This window comes from Ferruginibacter sp. (assembly GCF_049840995.1).
Classification (GTDB): domain Bacteria; phylum Bacteroidota; class Bacteroidia; order Chitinophagales; family Chitinophagaceae; genus Ferruginibacter.
Genome location: NZ_JASGIP010000003.1, coordinates 1,502,217 through 1,523,183 on the forward strand (window position 1 = coordinate 1,502,217; position 20,967 = coordinate 1,523,183).

General features: G+C 43.8%; 13 protein-coding genes. 7 read left to right on the forward strand and 6 right to left on the reverse strand.

From position 1 onward, the window contains the following. Positions 1-139 precede the first annotated feature (139 nt). The gene (locus QM738_RS08285) at positions 140-2,134 is read left to right on the forward strand and encodes a sensor histidine kinase (RefSeq protein ID WP_462276219.1); all 1,995 of its coding nucleotides are present in this window, start codon (positions 140-142) and stop codon (positions 2,132-2,134) included. Then, a complete protein-coding gene (locus QM738_RS08290; protein ID WP_462276220.1) occupies positions 2,131-2,862 on the forward strand; it encodes a LytR/AlgR family response regulator transcription factor in 732 nt (243 codons plus the stop codon). Before QM738_RS08285 ends, QM738_RS08290 begins: the two co-directional genes overlap by 4 nt. A 2-nt stretch (positions 2,863-2,864) precedes the next feature. Here QM738_RS08290 and QM738_RS08295 read toward each other — a convergent pair whose 3' ends face one another. The 3 genes from QM738_RS08295 to QM738_RS08305 form a co-directional block, all read right to left on the reverse strand. Continuing rightward, positions 2,865-4,187 (reverse strand): tudor domain-containing protein, encoded by a 1,323-nt coding sequence (locus QM738_RS08295; protein ID WP_462276221.1) that lies wholly within the window; start codon positions 4,185-4,187, stop codon positions 2,865-2,867. A 29-nt stretch (positions 4,188-4,216) separates the two neighbouring features. Then, the gene (locus QM738_RS08300; protein ID WP_462276222.1) at positions 4,217-5,587 is read right to left on the reverse strand and encodes a hypothetical protein; all 1,371 of its coding nucleotides are present in this window, start codon (positions 5,585-5,587) and stop codon (positions 4,217-4,219) included. A 277-nt stretch (positions 5,588-5,864) separates the two neighbouring features. Then, the gene (locus QM738_RS08305; protein ID WP_462276223.1) at positions 5,865-7,913 is read right to left on the reverse strand and encodes an alkaline phosphatase D family protein; all 2,049 of its coding nucleotides are present in this window, start codon (positions 7,911-7,913) and stop codon (positions 5,865-5,867) included. 217 nt (positions 7,914-8,130) lie between these two features. On the opposite strand from QM738_RS08305, the gene QM738_RS08310 reads away from it, so the two are divergent. From QM738_RS08310 to QM738_RS08330, 5 genes are all read left to right on the forward strand, one after another. Next, the gene (locus QM738_RS08310; protein WP_462276224.1) at positions 8,131-9,069 is read left to right on the forward strand and encodes a hypothetical protein; all 939 of its coding nucleotides are present in this window, start codon (positions 8,131-8,133) and stop codon (positions 9,067-9,069) included. A 227-nt stretch (positions 9,070-9,296) separates the two neighbouring features. Continuing rightward, positions 9,297-10,592, forward strand: a complete 1,296-nt coding sequence (locus QM738_RS08315) for a WG repeat-containing protein (RefSeq protein ID WP_462276225.1) — start codon at positions 9,297-9,299, stop codon at positions 10,590-10,592. A gap of 165 nt (positions 10,593-10,757) precedes the next feature. Beyond that, positions 10,758-11,729 (forward strand): aldo/keto reductase, encoded by a 972-nt coding sequence (locus tag QM738_RS08320; protein ID WP_462276226.1) that lies wholly within the window; start codon positions 10,758-10,760, stop codon positions 11,727-11,729. Positions 11,730-11,768: 39 nt separating this feature from the next. Next, positions 11,769-12,584, forward strand: a complete 816-nt coding sequence (locus QM738_RS08325; protein WP_462276227.1) for a helix-turn-helix domain-containing protein — start codon at positions 11,769-11,771, stop codon at positions 12,582-12,584. 161 nt (positions 12,585-12,745) lie between these two features. Next, a complete protein-coding gene (locus tag QM738_RS08330) occupies positions 12,746-15,232 on the forward strand; it encodes an ABC transporter permease (RefSeq protein WP_462276228.1) in 2,487 nt (828 codons plus the stop codon). 356 nt (positions 15,233-15,588) lie between these two features. Here the strand turns inward: QM738_RS08330 and QM738_RS08335 are convergent, their stop codons facing one another. The 3 genes from QM738_RS08335 to QM738_RS08345 all read right to left on the reverse strand — a co-directional run bounded on the left by QM738_RS08335 (position 15,589) and on the right by QM738_RS08345 (position 20,707). Continuing rightward, on the reverse strand, positions 15,589-17,484 hold the full coding sequence (locus QM738_RS08335; protein ID WP_462276229.1) for a hypothetical protein: 1,896 nt from the start codon (positions 17,482-17,484) through the stop codon (positions 15,589-15,591). A 3-nt stretch (positions 17,485-17,487) separates the two neighbouring features. Further along, entirely contained in the window at positions 17,488-18,954 is a 1,467-nt protein-coding gene (locus tag QM738_RS08340) for a hypothetical protein (RefSeq protein ID WP_462276230.1), read from the reverse strand. A gap of 697 nt (positions 18,955-19,651) precedes the next feature. Continuing rightward, positions 19,652-20,707, reverse strand: coding sequence for a T9SS type A sorting domain-containing protein (locus QM738_RS08345; protein WP_462276231.1), 1,056 nt, complete (start codon positions 20,705-20,707; stop codon positions 19,652-19,654). Between the last annotated feature and the right edge of the window lie 260 nt (positions 20,708-20,967).

Below are 20,967 nucleotides of genomic sequence, written 5' to 3' on the forward strand. Positions count from 1 at the left end.
GGGGGTACGTTCTTTTTATGCATTATTAAGTATGTTGAAAAAAAGAATGCACAGTTTCAGCCCCATCAGCTATTTACCTCTCCCTATTTCAGTACATTCGTTTTAGTAAACCAGCAAGCTACAGGTGCACCTTATCCCGATGTGTAATAAGATACTCTGCAAAAAATACTATTGCCTTTTATTTTGCCTGCTATCATTTATCAGTAGCGTTTGTATCGCTCAAAACGATCATGCCAAAGTATTGCTGGATGCCTACGAACAATTAAAGAATGGTTATATAATTCCACCGGCTACCGCCTGCACGATCAATGAGAAAGCCAGTGTAGAAGAAAATATTCAGCAGGCACTGCAAAATAATAGTACCGGCAACTGGCAATGCTGCCTGCAAATGCTGCAGGCCCTGCAGGCAAAAGCAAATAAATTATCCCTGAAAGAAAACCTGCACCTGCTGCTGGCCCGTGCAGATTATTACAACAGCCACCAGTCATTCGATTCGGCACAGGCGCTGGCCACACAAGCCAATGAAGTGGCTGCAAAAAACAATTGGCTGGCAGAAGAAACGAAAGCATTGCTCATCCTTTCTTCCGGCGCATTAAAACGCAGGAATATTTCGGCCTCGTATGCCTGGGCCGATTCTGCATTACAGCTTTCACGCAAAGACAATAACGACCGGCTGCAGGGACAGGCCTTGCTGCAAATGGCTTTTTGTGCAAGAAGAAATTTTACATCTTCCTTACACCGGGCATTTCCTTATTATTTGCAGGCCAGTGAAATGGCAGAAAAAAGCGGCGACAGTGCCACCCTTTTCAGCGCCAATATATTTTTAGCCGATGATAATTTTGAAAACGAGCAATGGGATGCAGGCATGCCTTATTTTAAAAGAGCGGTAGCGATAGCGCTCAATACTAAAAATGTACATGTTACCTGTATTTTATACAGCGGGCTGGGATTTCCGTTGGCCAAACAGAATTATAATAATGAAGCGCTGGTATTATACCGCAGGTCGCTGCAACTTTCTTTGCAACAAAATTTTCCTTATGATATACAACACTCATATTTTGCGATAGCCGGCACTTTGGAAAATGTGCATCAATACGATTCTGCATTGGTGTATGCAGATCTTGCAGGATCGGTTGCCGGTGTGGATTCATTGATCTCAAATATCTGGTGGATGAAGGGAGATTTTTATAATGATATGGGAAATTATAAAGCTGCGGCTACCATGTATTCCAAAGCGCTGAATTGGGCCACTGCAGATTTTTTATACCGCAACCAGGATCAATTGAGCGGGTACGAAGCCAAACTAAAAACCTCTGAAAAAGAATTACTGGTGGTGCAGGAAAAAAAGAGGAGTTTACAACTGGAGTGGATCATTGGTGGTGTAGCGGTTTTATTGGTGATGGCTGCAATGGCCTATCTATTTCAAAACCGCTCCAAAAAAAAGCTGGCATTGCAGCACAGCATTATACAAACGCAGCGGCAGGAACTGGAACAATCATTGCAGGAAAAAGATATACTGTTAAGAGAAATTCATCACCGGGTAAAAAATAATTTATCGGTTATTGGCAGTCTGCTCGAACTGCAATCCAGCGGCATGGAAGATGAAAAAGCCAAAGCTGCTATTACCGAAGGGCAAAGCCGGGTGCACGCCATTGCTTTGATACACCAACGGTTGTACCAGCACGAAAATTTAGCGGCCATTGAATTGGGTGGATTTATAAACGATATGATAAAGGATGTATCCAGCGTATTTAAAATACCGGGTCAAAAAATAACACCAAATGTAAATGTGCCGCACACATTACTGGATATTGATACCGCGGTACCATTGGGGTTGATCATGAACGAACTGCTCACTAATTCTTTTAAATACGCTTTTACAACAGCAGCAACTGGTATGATAGACATTCGTTTAGCCGCTACTGATGAAGCAGGTAATTATACAGTTACTTATTTTGATAACGGGCCGGGCATGCCCGCAGGTTTCGATCTTAAAAAAAGCAGATCACTGGGCCTGCGGTTGATCCACCGGTTAAGTTCACAGATCGGTGGCAGTGCACAATATGTAGCAGGAGAGGGCTGTAAATTCATCATCCATTTTAAAGACGCATTCACCAGAAATAACGACGCATGAGTACAATAAAAATCGGTATTGTAGAAGATGAGGCCATCATAGCAGATAATTTAAGTAATACGCTGATCCATTTAGGATACGATGTTGCTGAGCCCGCCGCATCTTATAACGAAGCCCTTACGATGATAGATAATGAAAAGCCCGACCTGTTATTATTGGATATTCAGCTGAAAGGAAAAAAGGATGGCATCGACCTGGCATGGAAGATCAAAGAAACTTACCAGCTCCCATTTATTTTTCTTACGGCCAATGCAGATGCCGCTACGGTGCAGCGGGCCAAGCAGGTATCGCCGCCGGCTTATTTGGTAAAGCCTTTTACCAAAGACGATCTGTACAGCTCTATAGAGATCTGTTTGCACAATTCATCTACCCATAAAAAAGAAAAGGCTGAAACAGCGGGGGCTCACTACGTTATCAATGATGCGTTGTTCATAAAAGACGGGCATTATTTTCACAAAGTAAAATTTGCCGATATCTTATACCTGGAAAGTGAACATGTGTATGTACAGGTATATACTGCTGATAAAAAATTTTTAGTGCGCACTTCTATGCAGCAATACCTGGAAAACTTTGATGAGAAAAAATTCTTTCGCATACACCGCAGTTACGTGGTAAACCTGGATCATGTACAAAGTATCAGCGCTGATGAGGTACTGATAAACGGGATTGCACTGCCCATTGGCAAAACTTACCAGGAGGAATTATTAAGCCGGTTAAGGCTGGGATAAATTTATTGAACCGGATAATAATAATCAATCGTGATCTTCCACTGGGTAAGCAAGGGCGATAAAGAACCCTGCAAAATGCCGGATTCATTCACATAATCACATACGCCATCCCAGGGATCGTAAATAAGGTATTGGTAACCATTAGCTGTTTGCCTGTAACGCATCGTTAAAATAAAATGACGCACCTGTGTGCCTGCAAAACCAATCAGCAGCGGTACATCAATGCCCCTGTCTATCAGGCTGCGCACTTTTCCAAAAATGACCGGTAATGGTTCTGTTACCTGCACCGCAGTATACCTTACACCCAGTATCGGGCCTACCAGTTCATTCAGTGCAGTAGTGATGCCGATAGCTTTGCCACTGTAATTACCCCGTGGCGATGCGCCACCACCATATTTTTCCAGCAATTCTTTTTGCTGCTCTGCCATAGGGTTGTGTGGATTATTATCCGCCTTATCATAATCTACAATTTGCTTTACTTCCCAGGCGTATCGGGGAGAAAGATCGGCCAGGTAGGTTTGTACTGCGGTAACCGAGCAACTATATTCCCATTGCTGAATGATGGAACGATGGGTGGTAGCCAAACAGTTCTCCTGCTGGTAGGCTTCGGGGTGTTGGTTGAGTTGCTCAATGAATTTTTGTACCACCGGGTAACTGTCACCTGTCAATAGAGATTTTAATGCAAAAAAACGGGCAGATGCTGTAGTAGCCTGCTGAAGAAACGTCACTACTTTTTTAGCTTCCTCTGCGCTAAGCTTATTGGCAAAGGCATTGAATTTATTTACATGCGGTTGTTGCGCCCAGCCTTTTTGATGACCAAATTCAAAAATAGCTTTCAGCCCGCTCATATCAGCACTAACATTGGCCGGTGCAGCACCTGTATTTGATGTAATGGGTGTATTGGTGTTTACTGTAGTGCTGTTATTAATAACAGAGAACTGTGTTGCAGATAGCCACTCTTCGTTACCATACCCATCATACTTAACCCTGTACCTGCTGCCATTAACTTCTTTTACTACGCCAGTGTATACAACACCGTTAGTACCCGTTATACTTACCCTTGCTCCCACAAGGTTGTTAGTTGGAGGGCCACCCTGGTTATTATCCGTTATGGTAAATTGGTTTTTGGTGAGCTGTGCAGTATAATTATACCGGTCGTATTTTATGGTATACCAATTGCCGTTTACCTGCTGCACTACACCTGTATATGTTTTACCATCTACACCCAATACAGCAACCTTTGTGCCCACGGTTTGCGCAACCGCTGTTACAGGCAACAGCAGCCATAAGGCATAGGCAAGAATTTTATACCGGGTATTGCTCATTGGTATGGATGATGATTGTTTACCGGTTATTATTTATCTATTGGAGAAAAAACAATAGAAGGGCTGCTGGTACTATATCCGCCACTTGTCCAGTAGGCAGAAATATCCATCACCATACTTTTTTTACCCTGTGCATCATAGGCAACACTGCTGTACACACTATTATACCTTGTGATGGATGCCAGTATGGTATGGTAGCCGCCATATACTTCAAACTCTCTGGAAAAGAATTTTTCTTTAGCAGCATTGTTGGTCAGACCGATATTTGTCCAAGTACCATTTTTATAAAATAAGCCGTAGGCTTCCGTATTGGAAGCATAAGCACCCGCTTCAATAGTGATAGCCATGGCGCCATTAGGGCCCTGCTTTGCCTGCAACCCGGAAATAGTAACACTTGGTTTTTGTATGGAAGTAAGCACATTGGTTTGATTGGTGCCCAGGTTGATATCCCATACCTGCTCGCTTTCCAAAGTAGTGGGCGATGGTAAAAAGATGACATGGTCAATGCCTTTTTCATCCACCAATAATTTAGGCGGGTGATTAAAAGTATTGTTGGTGGAATATTTAGCAAAGCTGTAAATAACACGTTGTGATTTGCCATCATAGTATTTCATCTGCTGTACATTATCGGTTTTATCTTCATAAATAATATGCGGCGTTCCTTTGCTGTCCACATATCCATCCAGGTTCATGAGGCCATTTTGTACATTAGGAAACATGCCCCCTACCAGCGGTGCCGGTTTATTAAGATCGACATAAGCAGTATGCGAAGTGCCGCTCAAGATAGTATAGCGCAGGTAATCGCAATAATACCACATGATATTACTGGTTTTGGAATTGGATTCCGGGTTGCCCTGGCTCCAGAAAACAGCTATAGTACCTTGTGGTGTAAGGGTAGCAAACCAGGAGTTCTGCATTTTTTGATTTTCATTCAGCTGTACCTGTGCGCTCCATGTACCACCGCTGAGCACTTTGTAAAATAAGGTGCCGCATAAATAACCCCCGGGTCCATCGAGCGTGGCATCCCCTTCGGGATACTGGCTTTCGGTATTGCCATAGCGCTTCCAGATGGCATAAATATTACCTGTGGCATCCTGCAATATTCTCGCATACCCGGAGCCGTTACCACTGTTATCATTACTGAGCGTCACCGGCTTGCTCCAGCTTACGCCTTTATTGGAAGAACTGGAATAATAAATAAATACGGGTTTCCCGATAGCAGGGCTTTCCTGGAACACCACATGGTAAGTACCATTCTTATCTATTAAAAAATCGCAGAGACCGGCCCTTTCAAACTGGGATATTTTTTGTTGTCCCTGCGCCTTGGCGGTATTATCGCCGGCATTGGAGCAGCCTATAAACAATAAAACAATAAATAATAAATTAGTGGAGCGCTTCATTTTTTTTAGTTTAGTGTAACTGAGTTTAGTATGCGCTACAAATAAATGTATTTGGCACAGCAGTGTTTTGTAAATGTTCTCAACTACGCTAAAAATGTTCTGAAATGATAGAATAGGGGGGTGGAAGAGATTACAGGTAGTAATAAACGGTCAGGCCATTATTGATGCCGAATGGCAAAGGGCTGTTAAGAGTATTTTCAGTTACCCGAATTTTATAAAGGCCCGCCCGTACTGAATAGTACGTTTGGGCGGGCCTGTTTTATATAGCAGCGATCAATCAGATGCAATACTGCGGGTTGCCTTCCAGTATCTCCTGCTCCAGCTTGGGTGCTTCACCCGCCTTCCATAACTGTGTGCGATGGACTACGCGGTACAGCAAAGGGCCGCCATCCGCGCCTTCGCTGCGTTCCAGCGGCCGCGGTATACATACAAACTCTGTGGAAAGCTGATCAACAGTAGCGGTTACCAAACCATAGCCATGTCCGCCAAAATCGAGGAACGACAAATGCGGCGCCACCTCGGCATTACGCACTGCACGTGCCTGTTGCATATCTCCTGTTTCTTTCAATTTTAAAGTGGAAAGTACGCCGTGCATGGGGGTAACGTTCATCGCAGGTATCACAGTGCCATCTGGCTGGTCAATGAGGTGCAGCACACGCTTGGGATGATCTTTCTTCATCGTTACTTCCAGTACTTCAAAAAGTGTTTGCTGCGATACAGAGCCGGTAATGAATTCCACGCCGAGCGGTTCATATTTTTTTGGCGGCAATGCTTTTGAAACCAGGCCTGCATGAAACGCATGCCGGTCGCCACCCACCACACAAAAGCCGGTGATCTTTTGCTCTTTTATAAAATCAAATATCTCGTCTTTATCCCGGAGGAACCGGTTGTCTATTACTGCATAGCCGGCATCTTTGGGCCAGGTACTGCCCAGTTCTGCGGGCAGGTTTTGATAATCGCTCCGCACCTGCATGGTGCCAAAACCGTGTCCCCATATTTTCCAGCGTGCACCAGAAGCGCCCAGTTGTTGCAGGAACCAATGCCGTTGATCACTGCCCAGGTGTGTTTGCGCATGCGTGTTTTTTGTAGGATTCGGGTAGTCCTTACCGTTAAACCGGATGGTATCGGGCGGATTGTCGTTATTATAATGACGGCCGTAGTTCATAATTTCAAAAGGCAGTTGCGGGGATACCCTGGGATAATCGGGTGCGTCAAAATCGTCGCTCGACATATCAGGAGAGCGGAACGACCAGTTATCGGTGAGCAGCAGGTCAACATTTTTACCCCAACGCAGTACCCGCTGTATCTTAAGGCTGTTGATAGCCTTAAGGTTATTGGGCTCTTCGCTAAGTCCGTCTTCGTTAAAATTTCCCAGGTCGGTATCCACCACTGCGGGAGCTTTAAACTGCTCCAGCTTAGGATTGCCCGGTTGCTGCACCTGTGCCGGAATGAATTCCCACCAGGCCTGGTTGGCTGCCACTTTCTGGTTTTGTGCCGGGGCATGGTACCCCCCGCCTGCAACATATTGGCTCTGGTATCCTGCCCATGCAAATTCGTGGTTATCCCAGATGCACACAAATGGCCAGCGGGCACGGGCATCCTGTAGGTCGGGATCCTGCAGGTAGGCACGATAGAGTGTACGGTAATCTTCCAGCGTAACAGGCAGATGAAAATTACTCACCTTTCTGCCTTGCGGAAATTTGTACAGGTCCCTGATGCGGCGGCCGCGGTTTCCTTTCGGATTGTCTTCGCCATACCAGGTAACTTCATAAATAAAATCGCCGAGGTGTAATACAAAATTGAGCCGCTCATCTTTCGGGTGTGCCTCATCTTCAAAGATCATTTTACGGTAAGCATTCAGTGCACCCTCGTTAGGGCATTGGCAACATACAAAAGTAAACCGGACAGCTGCGTCTGAATTGTTGGCAGGCGCTGTGATGGTACGGCCGACCCTGCTTGCAAAACCATGTTCATCTACAAAACGGTACCAGTACTCCCGGTTAGGCTTAAGGTCTTTGGCGAGAAAGCGACAGGTCCAATCCGCCCCGGCATTGATATGCGCCGTACCCCTTGCAAGAACCTTTTTAAATTCCGGGCTGGCTGAGATCTCAACCACCAGCTTATTACTACTGCTGCCGTTTACCGGCGGGCGCCTCGTCCACAATATCACGCTGTTGGCCGTTGGGTCGCCTGATGCCACACCTTGTGGAAAGAGGTCGCGGCGTTCTGCCAGCAATCGTGTAGTCTTGCTGGCCCAGCTTTTATCCACTGTCATTGCAGAGACGATGAAAAACCCTTGTAAGAATTTACGGCGTGTGATGTTCATGAGATCTTTATTTATGCGTTGCTTACTGTCTGAATATGCTACTACTGATTAAAGGAACGATATTTTTTCTGTGCCTTCAAACGGAATTGATAAACGGTGAAACAGACTTATTCAGGAACATTTTGGAATGAGCGAGGATGCATAGATGTGGTACCAACAAAGCATAAGTTTGTATGCATTGATAAAAACAATTATTTTGCAGCATCAAAATTATTTAATGAAATACTTCCTTCCGTGCCTGTTTGTTATTATTGGGTTTTCGCAATGTATAAAAGACCCTGTGAGGCCACAGAGCCCCGACAACAGCAATATTTTTACTGCAGTAACAGACCCTAACTATATCTTAGATACTTTAACGGTGAGTGTACGGCTAACGAAAGAAACTATTTACGGCTATTTTTTTACTTACGACAACCTGAACCGTGTTACCAAAATAAAATACTACGAGTATATCTACAATGTGCCCTTATATAACCGCGGTACCTGGACATTCAACTACCAGGGAAGTAACAATAATCCTGAAAGTATGGATCAGCAATCCTATAACAATTTCCGGGTATACTTCTTTTACAATGCCAATGGCTCAAAGAACAGGGATTCGCTGGTAAGCACAACTGATCCATCGATACAGGCAGTTCGGAGGTATACATATGATTCCGCTTTTCATTTTGCAGTAGCAAATCTTTATTATAAAGGCAGCCTGAAATCCACATTGCAGGATTCTGCAACTTTCACAAACTACAACTGCAACACGATCTATTCCAAGCAAATAAGCTGGTCGGGAAATATTCCTGTTACCTATGAATGGTTCGACAATTATTATACAGGAGTGGATTATCAGCCCAATCCTTTTTCGAAAATGAATATTTTTCCTGCCTTGTTCCTCGCCCCTTACCTGCAGCTAGGGTACAAGGTAGAAGGGAATATGTGGCAGAGTGATATCATTAAAGATTTTGTTTTTCAGAATAATCAAAGAAGATATTGGTTGAATGATTACGCTACAGGGGGCTATAATTATATACATATTCAGTCTGGAGAAGGGGAGACCTACGATACTAAAAATCGCATCATCCAAAAAGATTTTGCTGACTCTTCCGGTACCCCATATAACGTGAGTTATCATAACAGGTATTATGCAACCTATAAATACAGATAATATTAAGTTTCATAACTGTTAACCTTAAAAGCTTTGCGGGTAGATTACTACCGGCGTTACGAAAAAGCCCTCCAGGAAAGGAGGGCTTTTTATTGTATTCCATTTAGAATATAAAGGGTGATCCTGGAAAAAGATAACCCTCTTTTTGATATTATAAACTGTAATTAAACAATGCGGCCGTGATATTATATTAAATTCCCTGTACATTTGAAAGTAAATTAATTATCATGAAGCTATTGCTGCAAGTACTTTTCCTGTTATTTTTTTATCCCTGTTTTGCTCAACATACAACCCTGAAGGCTGGGAATATCAGCGCAGATGCAAAAAAAATAAAAGCAACCGGTATGACCGGCTTTAACCAGGGGGCGGCCATTATTGAAATTGGCAATCAATCGGCTCTTATGGATAATAAAGGAAATTTTATTACAGCCCCCGGAAAATTCAATTTCCCCATTCTTGGAAGAAATGTAGTAAGTAACCTGAGCTACAGATGTGGATTGGAAAGTAATTTGATTTTTCCGCAAACAGGCATTTTTAATAGTTATAGCAATGCTGCGACTTATGTTTTGGTCAATGCAAAAGGAAATGTATTATATACCTATCCCGGCAACAGTAAAGAAAACTATGTAGGCGGAGAGGATGCTTTTAGCGAAAGAACAGGTTTCCCGGTAACGCTTACGCATAACCCTGTAGAAGCGCCAACACTCTACCTGGATTATGAATTTATTTTTTCAGATGGCGCAAAAGCATCTTTAAAACGCACCAGCGTAACCTGCATAAGGCAACAGGAGTGGAGTGAAGGGATGTTGCCACTTAGAAAATCGAAGAATGAACTTATTTACGGATACCTTGATAAACAGGGCAAGATGGCAGTGCCTTTTTCATATGATGCGGCAGAACCTTTTTCTGAAGGAATGGCTGCAGTAGCAAAATATGATGGAATGCACGAATTGAAATGGGGATTCATCGACAAAAAAGGAAAACTGTTGATACCCCTGATGTATTCGAACAAGCCTGGTCCTTTCTCTAACGGTTTAGCCAAGGTGATACCCAAAACAATTACAGATTTCAGCTCAGCATTTATAGATAAAACTGGTGCAGTGAAGTTTAAATTTGCGGTTAATGACAATATTTCAAACGAGCCATTCAAAAATGGATGGCTTTTTTTAGGTAATGATCGTAATATGGATACTACCGGCAAGTTTTATACAGATAATGAATTCAGGAAGTTGCTTGCACTACCGGATTCAGTGGTAATGCATACTGAAAACATAAAACATGACCAGATGCTGCTAACCAATCAAAAGGGCGACAGGGTAGGGCTGTATAATTTCAGGGATCATAGTTTTATACCACCTGTATTTTGCCATATTGGTTATTTTGATGAAATGGCAGGCCTTGCTTATGCAGCTTTACTGCTTAGGTATGATGAAAAAAACGGCAAAAATATTTACAGGGAAGGTTACATCAATAACGAAGGTGTATTTGTGATAATAAAAGCTGATGCTGAAAGTAATTGGTAATAGTTCAATCTTGATTAGAGGATTCCCATTGATTGTCCCTTACCACAGTTCCATCAATTATATACCTAAACTGAGCCACCTGCGCAACTAATTTGAGCCATTAAAGACATACACCGTTTTTAAAACAGCAGACCTTTGTATCGTTCAATCATTAAAACAACAACAATGAAAACGATAACAAAAATAAACCTGGGCCACAATGGCCCGTTAGTTTCAAAACTGGGGTTGGGCTGTATGCGTATGTCGCCTGTTTGGGGCGGCCCCACCAACGATGAGCATGAAAGTATTGCCACCATACAACAGGCACTGGATAATGGCATCAACTTTTTAAATACCGGCGATTTTTATGGCTCCGGCCATAATGAAATGCTGGTGGGTAAAGCAATAAAAGGCAGGAGGGACGAGGCTTTTATCAGCGTAAAATTTGGCGGTATCTTTTACAACAGCCAGTGGATAGGATTGGATCTTCGCCCTGTAGCTATTAAAAATTTTATCAATTATTCTTTGGTGCGCTTGGGTATTGATACCATTGACCTGTATCAGCCCTGCCGCATGGATGGCAGTGTACCCATTGAAGATATTATTGGCACCATTGCCGATCTTATTAAAGATGGTAAAGTACGCCATATCGGTGTGTCTGAAATAACGGCCGATCAATTGCGTAAAGCCAACAGTGTTCATCCCATAGCCGCTTTGGAAATTGGTTATTCTTTAGCCGACCGCCAGATAGAAGCGGAGTTGTTACCAACAGCAAAAGAGCTGGGTATCGGAGTGGTGGCTTTTGCCAACACCGCCGAAGGGTTGCTTACCGGCGACATGAAAGCACCGCTTGCTGCTAACACTTATCACAGTCATTTTACCCGTTTCCAGGGAGATAACCTGGTAAAGAACCTGGCCAAAGTGGAAGTATTAAAACAGCTTGCAAAAGATAAAGGTTATACCCCCACACAATTGGCTATTGCCTGGGTAAATGTGCAGGGCGATCATATCATGCCATTGGTAAGTATGAGCCGCAGGCAGCGACTGCCGGAAAACATGCAGGCAATGGAAATAACATTTTCTGCAGCGGAGCTGCAAACATTAAACACCGCCTTTGCACCCGGTGCCATACTAGGCGGCACTTACCTGCAACGATAACAGTAGGGCGAAAGCCTTACTGTTTCATAAATTTGCAATATGACAAATCCAAATGAAATTATACCGGGCGTATTGTTTTACGCTTACCTGTCAAAAACCAGGAAGGATAAAGTAGGTTTTCTGCGGCACAATACATTGGTGCTGCAGGTGTCGGGCCATTTTACTTTGGAAACTGCAGACGAGAAGATCACGATGACGAAAGGCCAGATGATACTGATCGGTAAAAATCAATTGGGCACCATTACTAAAACACCATTACCCGGTGAAGAGCAGTACGAAACCATTGTTATATCATTGCAGGAAGACCTGCTGCGGCAGATAGCGCTGGAAGAAGCTATTGAAGTAAAACAAAAATATACCGGGCCGCTCAATGTATTAATTCCATCCAGCGACTTTTTAAAAGGCTACTTTCAATCGGTAGTGCCTTATGTACGCAACCCTGCTGAAAAAATAGCTCCTAATATGGGCATGCTGAAAGTAAGAGAAGCTGTGAACCTGTTACTGCAGGTAATGCCGCAACTGAAAGAATTGTTATTCGATTTTTCGGAGCCTTATAAAATAGACCTGGAAGCCTTTATGCTGAGTAATTTTCATTACAACTTACCGGTTGAAAAATTTGCCGTACTTACAGGAAGAAGCCTTGCCGGTTTTAAACGTGATTTTCAAAAAACATTCGGCATACCGCCCCGGCAATGGCTGCAGGAAAAAAGACTTTCCGAAGCAAAACACCTGATAGAAAAACAACACAAAAAGCCATCCGCCATCTACCTCGACCTGGGCTTTGAAAGCCTTTCTCATTTCTCCTACTCATTCAAAAAGAAGTTTGGAAAAACGCCCACAGAATGGTTGAACTAAAATATGCACCGCTGTAGTGTAGTCAATAGCGTTGCATAACCGTACACCCACTGTATCGAAAGCGAACAAAGTTGAAGCAGGTTCAACTATAACCAGCAGGTTGTCAGCCGGTTTTAAAAATGGCCTCTTTTTAGCAGTATATTGGCAAATCATTCTGCGCCATGATAAAAAAACAACTGCTCTTTGCTCTCCGCCACCTGGGTCGTCATAAGTTGACCACCACTATCAATATCCTCGGGCTCAGCTTCGGGATACTGAGTTGCGTGGTGATCTACCTGTATGTGGCTTTTGAATTCAGCTATGATAAGTTTCATCCCGAAGCCGGCCAGATTTACAGGCTGGTTACCAAAAGCGGCGATGATGGTATACAGGAAAATGATGCAGGAATGCCGGAGCCTGCCGGTGCTGCGTTGCGGAATGAAACTTCCGGTTTCAGCGCTGTTACCACGCTTTTTACCGAAGACAGCCGGGTGCTGATACCCATACCGGGGCAACAGCCACGCATTATTAATGGCGTAAACAACGACGAGCCTTATCATATCACTTATGCTGACCAGGATTACCTGAAACTTTTTCATTACCAGTGGCTGGCGGGCAACCCCGCTACAGCTTTGCAGCAACCCTTTTCGGTGGTGTTGACAGAATCGGAAGCAAAGCGCTATTTTCTGCAGGGTACACCCGATGAATGGATGGGCCGTTCCGTAATATATAAAGACTCGCTGACAGTTGCTGTTACGGGTATTGTAAAAAACTGGGATCAAAATACAGATTTTGGATTTAAAGACCTGATCTCGTACAGTACACTCGAAAGCAGTTTTCTCAGGTCGGGCGGAAATAGCTGGAACATGGTGTCGAGTGGTATCAATGTATATGTAAAGCTGGCGCCGGGCACTACTGTAGCTAAAGCAGAACAACAACTGCCTGCTTTTGTAAAACGCCACATGCCCGGCTCCAAAGCCACGCTGGCATTGCAGCCATTGGCAGATGTACATTTTAATGGGGCCTACCAGGACAGCTATAGTCGCAAGGCGCATAAGCCTACTTTGTTTGCACTGGCAGGCATTGCGCTTTTTATACTGGTCATCGGCGCTATCAACTTCATCAACCTCAGTACCGCACAATCGATATTACGCTCCAAAGAAGTAGGCATACGCAAAGTAATGGGCAGCAGCGCAGGGGGTATTGTGCGGCAGTTTCTTATTGAAACAGGTATCATTGTGGTGGTTGCTATGGCTATTGCATTGCTGCTGACCGACCCTGTTATTAAAGCGCTGCATGGTTTTATTCCTGATGGGGTACATTTTCGTATAAGCGATCCCGGTACCTGGGTCTTTATCGGCACCACCATTTTTGTTACCAGCCTTATTGCCGGCTGGTACCCGGGCCGGGCACTCTCTTCTTTTATTCCGGTGATAAGCCTTAAAGGCCAGGGCGCACAGCAGTTCAATTCAAAAAGTTACCTGCGCAAGGGGCTTATTGTTTTCCAGTTTACAGTCAGCTCATTCTTCATCATCGGCACCATGATGGTGGGGCGGCAGATACATTATATGCTGAATACCGATCTGGGATTTAAGAAAGATGCCATTGTTAGCATCGATATTCCACAGGGCCTGCCCAACAATCAAAAAGAGGTATTGGCGGGTGAGATCAGCAAACTGTCGGGTGTGCAGCAGGTAAGCCTGAATACAGCCGACCCTGAATCGAGGAACCATTATATGTTCGGCACTTCGCTTGAATATACAGGCGTGCAGAAAACAAAGATCCAGCCCGGCGCAGATGATATTGATACCGCCTATATTTCCCTGTACGGAATGACTTTAGTGGCCGGCAGAAATTTTACTGCTGCAGATACGGCAAGACTAAAAAAGCCTGCTTCGGCAGAAGGCCCGGCAGAGGCGGGTTACCGTGCTTATATATTGAATGAAACAGCCGCAAGAGATCTTGGTTTTGCCAACCCGGCAGATGCCATCAATAAACAGGTATGGAGTGGATTGGGTGGACTAACGGGACCGGTTATTGGTGTGGTGAAAGATTTTCATTTAGATGATATGCGGGAAAAGATCCGCCCCTTTATTTTTTCGATGGATGCAGGCACCAGTATGCAACTGAGTGTAAAGCTTTCCAGTGCCGGTGTTTCGGCTGGTAAAGTAAGTACGCTGTTGGCCAGCATGGAATCGGTGTTTAAAAAAATATATCCCGGCAGGGCCTTCCAGTCCCGCTTTTTTGATGAATCGCTAGAGCAATTGTATACACAGGAGCGCCAGACCTCGCAGATACTGAATGTTGCCATGGGCATGGCCATTTTTATTTCGTGTATGGGTTTGTTTGGCCTGGCTACTTTTACTGCCAACCAACGCATGCGGGAGATCGGCATCCGCAAAGTGTTGGGCGCCGGTGTGCCGCAACTGATATCCATGCTTTCTAAAGAATTTATGATACTGGTAGCCATTGCCACCATTATTGCGGCACCGCTGGCAGGCTGGATGGCGCATCAGTGGCTGCAGAACTTTGCTTACCGTGCATCGATGCCCTGGTGGATATTTGTGCTGGCGGGTGGGGCGGCAATGGTGATCGCATTGCTTTCGGTAAGCCTGCGTACCATTAAGGCGGCCATGGCCAACCCGGTAAAAAATTTGAGGGTGGAATAGTGAGTAGTGAGTTGTCAGTGGTGAGTATGGGTCGGAACAGGTTCGCGACCTGAACCATGTGGTGGGTGATGTGAGTATTGAATGATGGGTGGGACCTGAACCATGCAGCAAAGATTTACCACATAGACACATAGGGCATATAGTGATGTGTGATTGATTTTAACGACCATCGTTTTTGTTTGCTTGTTGTTGGTCGGGGCGCTTCCGCCGGGGACTGGACAAGTTTACGACCTAGAATCGTGTGTGCAGACTGTTTGGGCAAAAAGACAATATATGAAATGTAAATCACTCTTTTTAAAAGAGTGATTTACATTTGAAAGTTTTTTTGTTAGCTGCTACTCTTTCGGGTCATTTTTTTAATTTGTTGTTTTACCTGTTTGAGTGTTGGTCTTGGGAGTATCTTGTGTGGATTTTTCATTATCACTTTTGGCAGGCGTAGAGCTTTTGTCCGAGCTTACATTAGATGGCGCACGTTTAAGAAATGGCAGGTTATAACTTATGGAAACAAAACTCCTGCATTCGAATTTCTTTACATACTTCACAGTTGTCTCACTACTTGGTAACCAATCGTTGACAATAGGATATTTGCCATTATAATATTGGTCGCTTAATTTTTGCCGGTAACCCCATGCAGCCCCTGCATTTACACAAAGCCGGTTATTTCTTCCAATCATAAAACTCAAACCTGCAAAATATCTTGGTTGCGGATTATCAGCAAAATTTACACCTGCACCAATTACACCACCAACATTTACTGTAGTTCCGAATTTATAATAGAAATGCAGGTATGATGCAAAGCCGATCTCACCATTTGACATTTTTTCGGGCACAAGGCGGTTCCCTAATGAATCTTTTGGTCCATTGGGATTACCAACCCGCCTTAGGCTGTCGGCTCTTACAGTATAATTATCATCGCTGAAGTTGCTGTAATAAAGCCCGCTGCTTACATCTACTTTAAAGAAGTTTCTTACATACGCTACCTGTGTGGGTGTTTTGGGATTGAGCATAGAAGGGTAGGGTGAATTAGCTTTGCGTAATATCTTCAGCGTAAAATTTATTTGGTCACTTTCGGGAACACTTGCAAAACGATAAGCGAGCTCGTATTTGCCTATCAGTAATTGTTTATAATTATTCACAAGTGAACTTAAAAGGGATGAATCTTCAGTAGGCTCCAGGAACATGCCAGCAAAAGCAGGGAGTGCCAATTCACTATATTGACGTTGCCCCAGGTCTTCATAAATGAACCGATTGATTGCCTGTAAAGCTTCCTTCCTTTTTTGTGCAAGGCAATTATTGGCAAAACGGTTATGTACACGTAAATTTTCCAATAGAGCGATCATTTCTTCATTCAGTAAAATCAACCCGGCCTTTACACACTCAGGCTTAATAACAAGAACAGTATCTTTTTGCTTATCGCCGCCAGACTCAGTATTAAAATTCTCCGATTTTCCCAGCAAAAGCTTTTCCAGCATATCATTAGATTGATTGAACATAAAAAAAGAAGAATCCACTAATTCTACATCATACAACTCCGGGTTTACATTTTTTACCTGGAAAATGAAAGGGTCGTTTGCTTTTAGTTTTATAAGATGTTTATTATTAACAAGTATACAAGTTGGGGGCGCCAGGCTCTTATTTGCATCCTTTCCTAAACAATTACCACAATTATCATTAGCTGCAGTAGCTTTTGAAAAATAAGTCTTCCCGGTAAGTGCATCATAAATGATACGGTCTGTTGTCCAAAGTAAAGTGTCCTCGCAACCGGGGCATTGGTTACAGCAGCTTTCATCGATATAAAATTGCCTCAGGCTAAATTTGATCTTACAGTCTTTTACAATTTTCCAAAGATCCTGGGGTTTGGGTTTGGAGGTGGACTCCGACTCTGTTACCTTTTTTGGAGTAATAGTAATTTCTGCAACCAGGGCCAATTTTTTTGTTACTGTTGTCTTTACACTAATGATATGTTCTTTTTTATCCTCAAATTGAGAAAGGTCCACTGTAGCCGTACCAGGTTTTAATATTGAATCTATTGGGTTATCAAATTCACCATCCAGGTAAAAGAATAAGCCAGTGGCAGGAGTATTGGTTATTACCAGCTTTGCATTCTTTGCTTTACTCATGTCATACTCAAATGACTTCTTAAAAGGGGGTTTGTCTACTTTTGAAATATCGGCTTTGTAGTCTAATGAAAAAGTCTGTGCGCCGGCAATGGTGCAAACTATGCAGCCAAGGGCAATGAGTAATGTACGCATGATTTAAATAATTATAAATTGTTTGTGAGCGGATTTTATACTTTGTATAGGAATAACATAAGTAAATGTTTCACTGCTGCCTACTATAATACCTATTACCATACCCTTTTCGTCTATTACTGCGGCACCCGAATCACCATCGTGTGAGGATTTATCTATAGAGATAAGTTCGTTAATGGTTACCTCGCCCAGTTCAGCAGGATAGTTCCCCTGCTTACTCAATCCGTAACCCCGTATTGTAATATCAGTCTTAAGCCCACTAAAAGCACCACAGAATTTTACCTTTGTGGTATCAACATCTGTTTCGTCAATTGCCCTGGTTTTATTGCCGGGATCGCCTATATCATAAATCTGTGGTTCCAGCACTTTTTCATTATCCAGCTCCACCAGCGCTGAATCTGTAAATTCAGTAAGTTTTGCTTCCACCAGTTTTCCCAATTGCTTTCCCCCCGTTTTGGCGTCTAACCCAGGTGATATAACTCCCGGTTTGGAGATATTATCTCCCCTGTTTATTTCCGTGATCCCGTTTTTAAATTGTTCCTGCATAACAACATGTGCACAGGTAAGCAGGAAGTGTTTTAGCTGACCATTTTCTTTACGGCTTACTTTAAGTGAGATCGTTCCGGTAGAATTGTCGTTGACACGGGAAATACTTGCTCCACATTTACGGGGATCATCATCGCCCGGGTGGGCATATTGGGTGTTGAATTTATCAGCAGGAACCACGTCGGTAGGAATGAGGAATTGATTAAAAGTTATCGTCGGAGGAATGGATTCGGCTGCACTTGCCATATCTTCTTTGGTACTTACTTCAAACCGGATGACTTTACGTACGATCGTGTCGCCACCTTTTATTTTATTACCAATACCAACGCCTGTAACGTTGGGGATTGTTTGCAGCCAGGTTTGGCGGTTAAGTTTTATAGCTGCCTGTATCTGCAATACCTGTTGTTTTTCTGTAAGCGAAGTAAAAGCCAACTCGGATGGTTGCCCCGTATTTACAGCAATCTGTTGACTGATACTTTTTTTTACGTTCTTTACCTCTAATAGTATATCCAGCACATCATGCCAGAATTTAGAGCCCAGGCTGATAAGTATACCGGTTAACAAACATCCCACAATAAACGACAGTCCATTAAGAATGCAAGTCGGTGTAAAACAAAAATTAAAGCTGATATGATCAGGCCAGCCTATTGATCTATCAGTAGTGTTTACTTTAAGAATATCGAAGAGGCTTGCATGGCATAAAAATGCCGTTAAAAAGCCTATCCATATATTTAGCTTAAGTATACGGTAATGCCGCCGCTGTTCACGGGGATCTCCTGGTAAAAACTTAGTAGTGGTATCACCCACAATATCCCGGCCCCACATCTTTTTACAGGATAAATATGTTTTGAAGAACTCTGCTATCCGTTCCTGTAACATACTTAATAGGAAAAGCATGGTTACTATTGAAATGATATCCGTCATAAGCAGCGATGGGTTATGTTTTCATACAAGATAAGTTTGCATCTAAAGGCCTACAAGGAGGGTTTAACTGATTAAAAAAGGTGAAAACACTATGGAGCCAACTAAACCGGCTATTTTTTGATCTCTATTTAATGAAGATGGGTAAGCGTGAGCAGGCAGGATTTACTAATCTTAAAAATATTACCAATAACCTTATTCCCCGGGTGTGCGCTTCGGAGGTTTTAATTAAGACGAAGAACGTTACAGGGGCATGAACCAGGGAATGTGAGTGTGGGTCGGGACGCTCTGGGCGACCTGAACCATGCAGCAAAGGCTTACCACATAGGCATATAGAGCACATAGTGATATATACTTGATTTTAACGCCCTCTTTTTTCTAAGAAAATATTAGATGATACTACCGGTAAAGAATAACCGAATAGGGTAGTAGAGTAGGGGAGGGGTTGTTGATCTGCTGCTGCATTTTATTTTGCTATACAAGCCATTGCCAGGCGAAATAGCTGGCAAGGATAACCGGAATATCACCGAAGGATATCCGAAGCAAGACCGAAGAATGTCCGAAGGATTACCAGGGTGAGGACGGGGTTGGAATAAGGTTGGTATGCTTTAAGTACGGGTATGCTACGGGGTAAGTACGGTATTGCTATGGATATGCCACGGCTTTGGTGCGGGGGTGCCGAAAAGGAATTTCGGGGCACTTAGTTTACTTTCATAAACTTACAATTGCCTAATACTTCTTTCTTTTCATTGAGTGTGCGCAGCAGGTACATGCCGGGGGTAAGATTTTTAGCATCAATTGCCAGCACATTATTACCGGCGCTTAATTTTACCCGCAGGGTTTGCAGCAATTTGCCTGCCTGGTCGGTTACGTGTATGCTTACGGGTTGGGTGGTGGCGGAGTATACATTCAGCTGCAGGCCGTTGTTGGTAACGGGGTTAGGATATACCCAGGCAGAAAAACTGTTGTTTACCGGCCTTACCACCAGTATATGGCTGTAAGTGTATTTGCCATTGTTATCTACCTGCTTTATCCTGTAATACATTACCTGGTCGCTGAGCGGCAGGCTGTACTGGTACTGGCCCGTGCCGGTTGCGGCGGTGGTGCCTGCCTGTGTAAATGCAGTACCATCTGTACTGGCTTCTATTGCAAACTGCGTAGTATTGATCTCGTTTTGCGTGGTCCATTGCAGCAGCAGATCGCTTTGGCGCCGTTGGTAATTAACATTGCCAAACTGCAGGGGCAACAAGGTGGCATTGGTAAAGCCATAATATACATCTACCGATTGCGCTATGGCCAGTACGGCCGTTAAATGTATGGCAATGCGGTTAAAGGCGCCGGCCGTGCTTTTAAACTGCAGTATGCCTTTGCCTGCTGCATTGAGCATATTGGTGAGCGATGCGCCGCTTACTGTTTCCACCAATGTATTATCGTTGTACGTACTGATGGCGATATTGCCCAGCACGGTAACCACGTTGCCTGTATTGATATAAAAACCGGCATAGCTGCCATTGGGTTGCGTGGCGGGTAGGGCCAGTACCATGGTACGGGTACAGGCCACACCAATGCCGGTGGAAAGAGTGCCAAAATTGCCCAGGTCTAACATATCCACCGTGTTTTGCGCATTATCGCAACTGCTGCCGCCCAGGCATACGCCCGATGCGCCACAGCTTACTACCGATGTGGCATAGAGCTGCGAGAAAGCACTGTAAGAACAAAATAATGCGGTGATTACCAGGAAGTAAATTTTTTTCATAGGATGGATACGAAGGCTTTTGGTGCCGGGATATGGATTGTTTATTAATGCCGCAAAATTGAGGATTGCTGTGGGTTTGGGCTGTAGGAGGGGTACGTTTTTGGGGTAGAATTTTTTGGAGGGGAGAAGAAAAGGTGGCACGCAGAGGGGCTGAGGACGCAGAGAAGATTTCCCGTAAACAAACAAGATAAGCAAAGGAAGAAAACCGGAGCATAGCTACCGACTTTACCTGAGCATTGTACATTGAACATTTGCTTTTT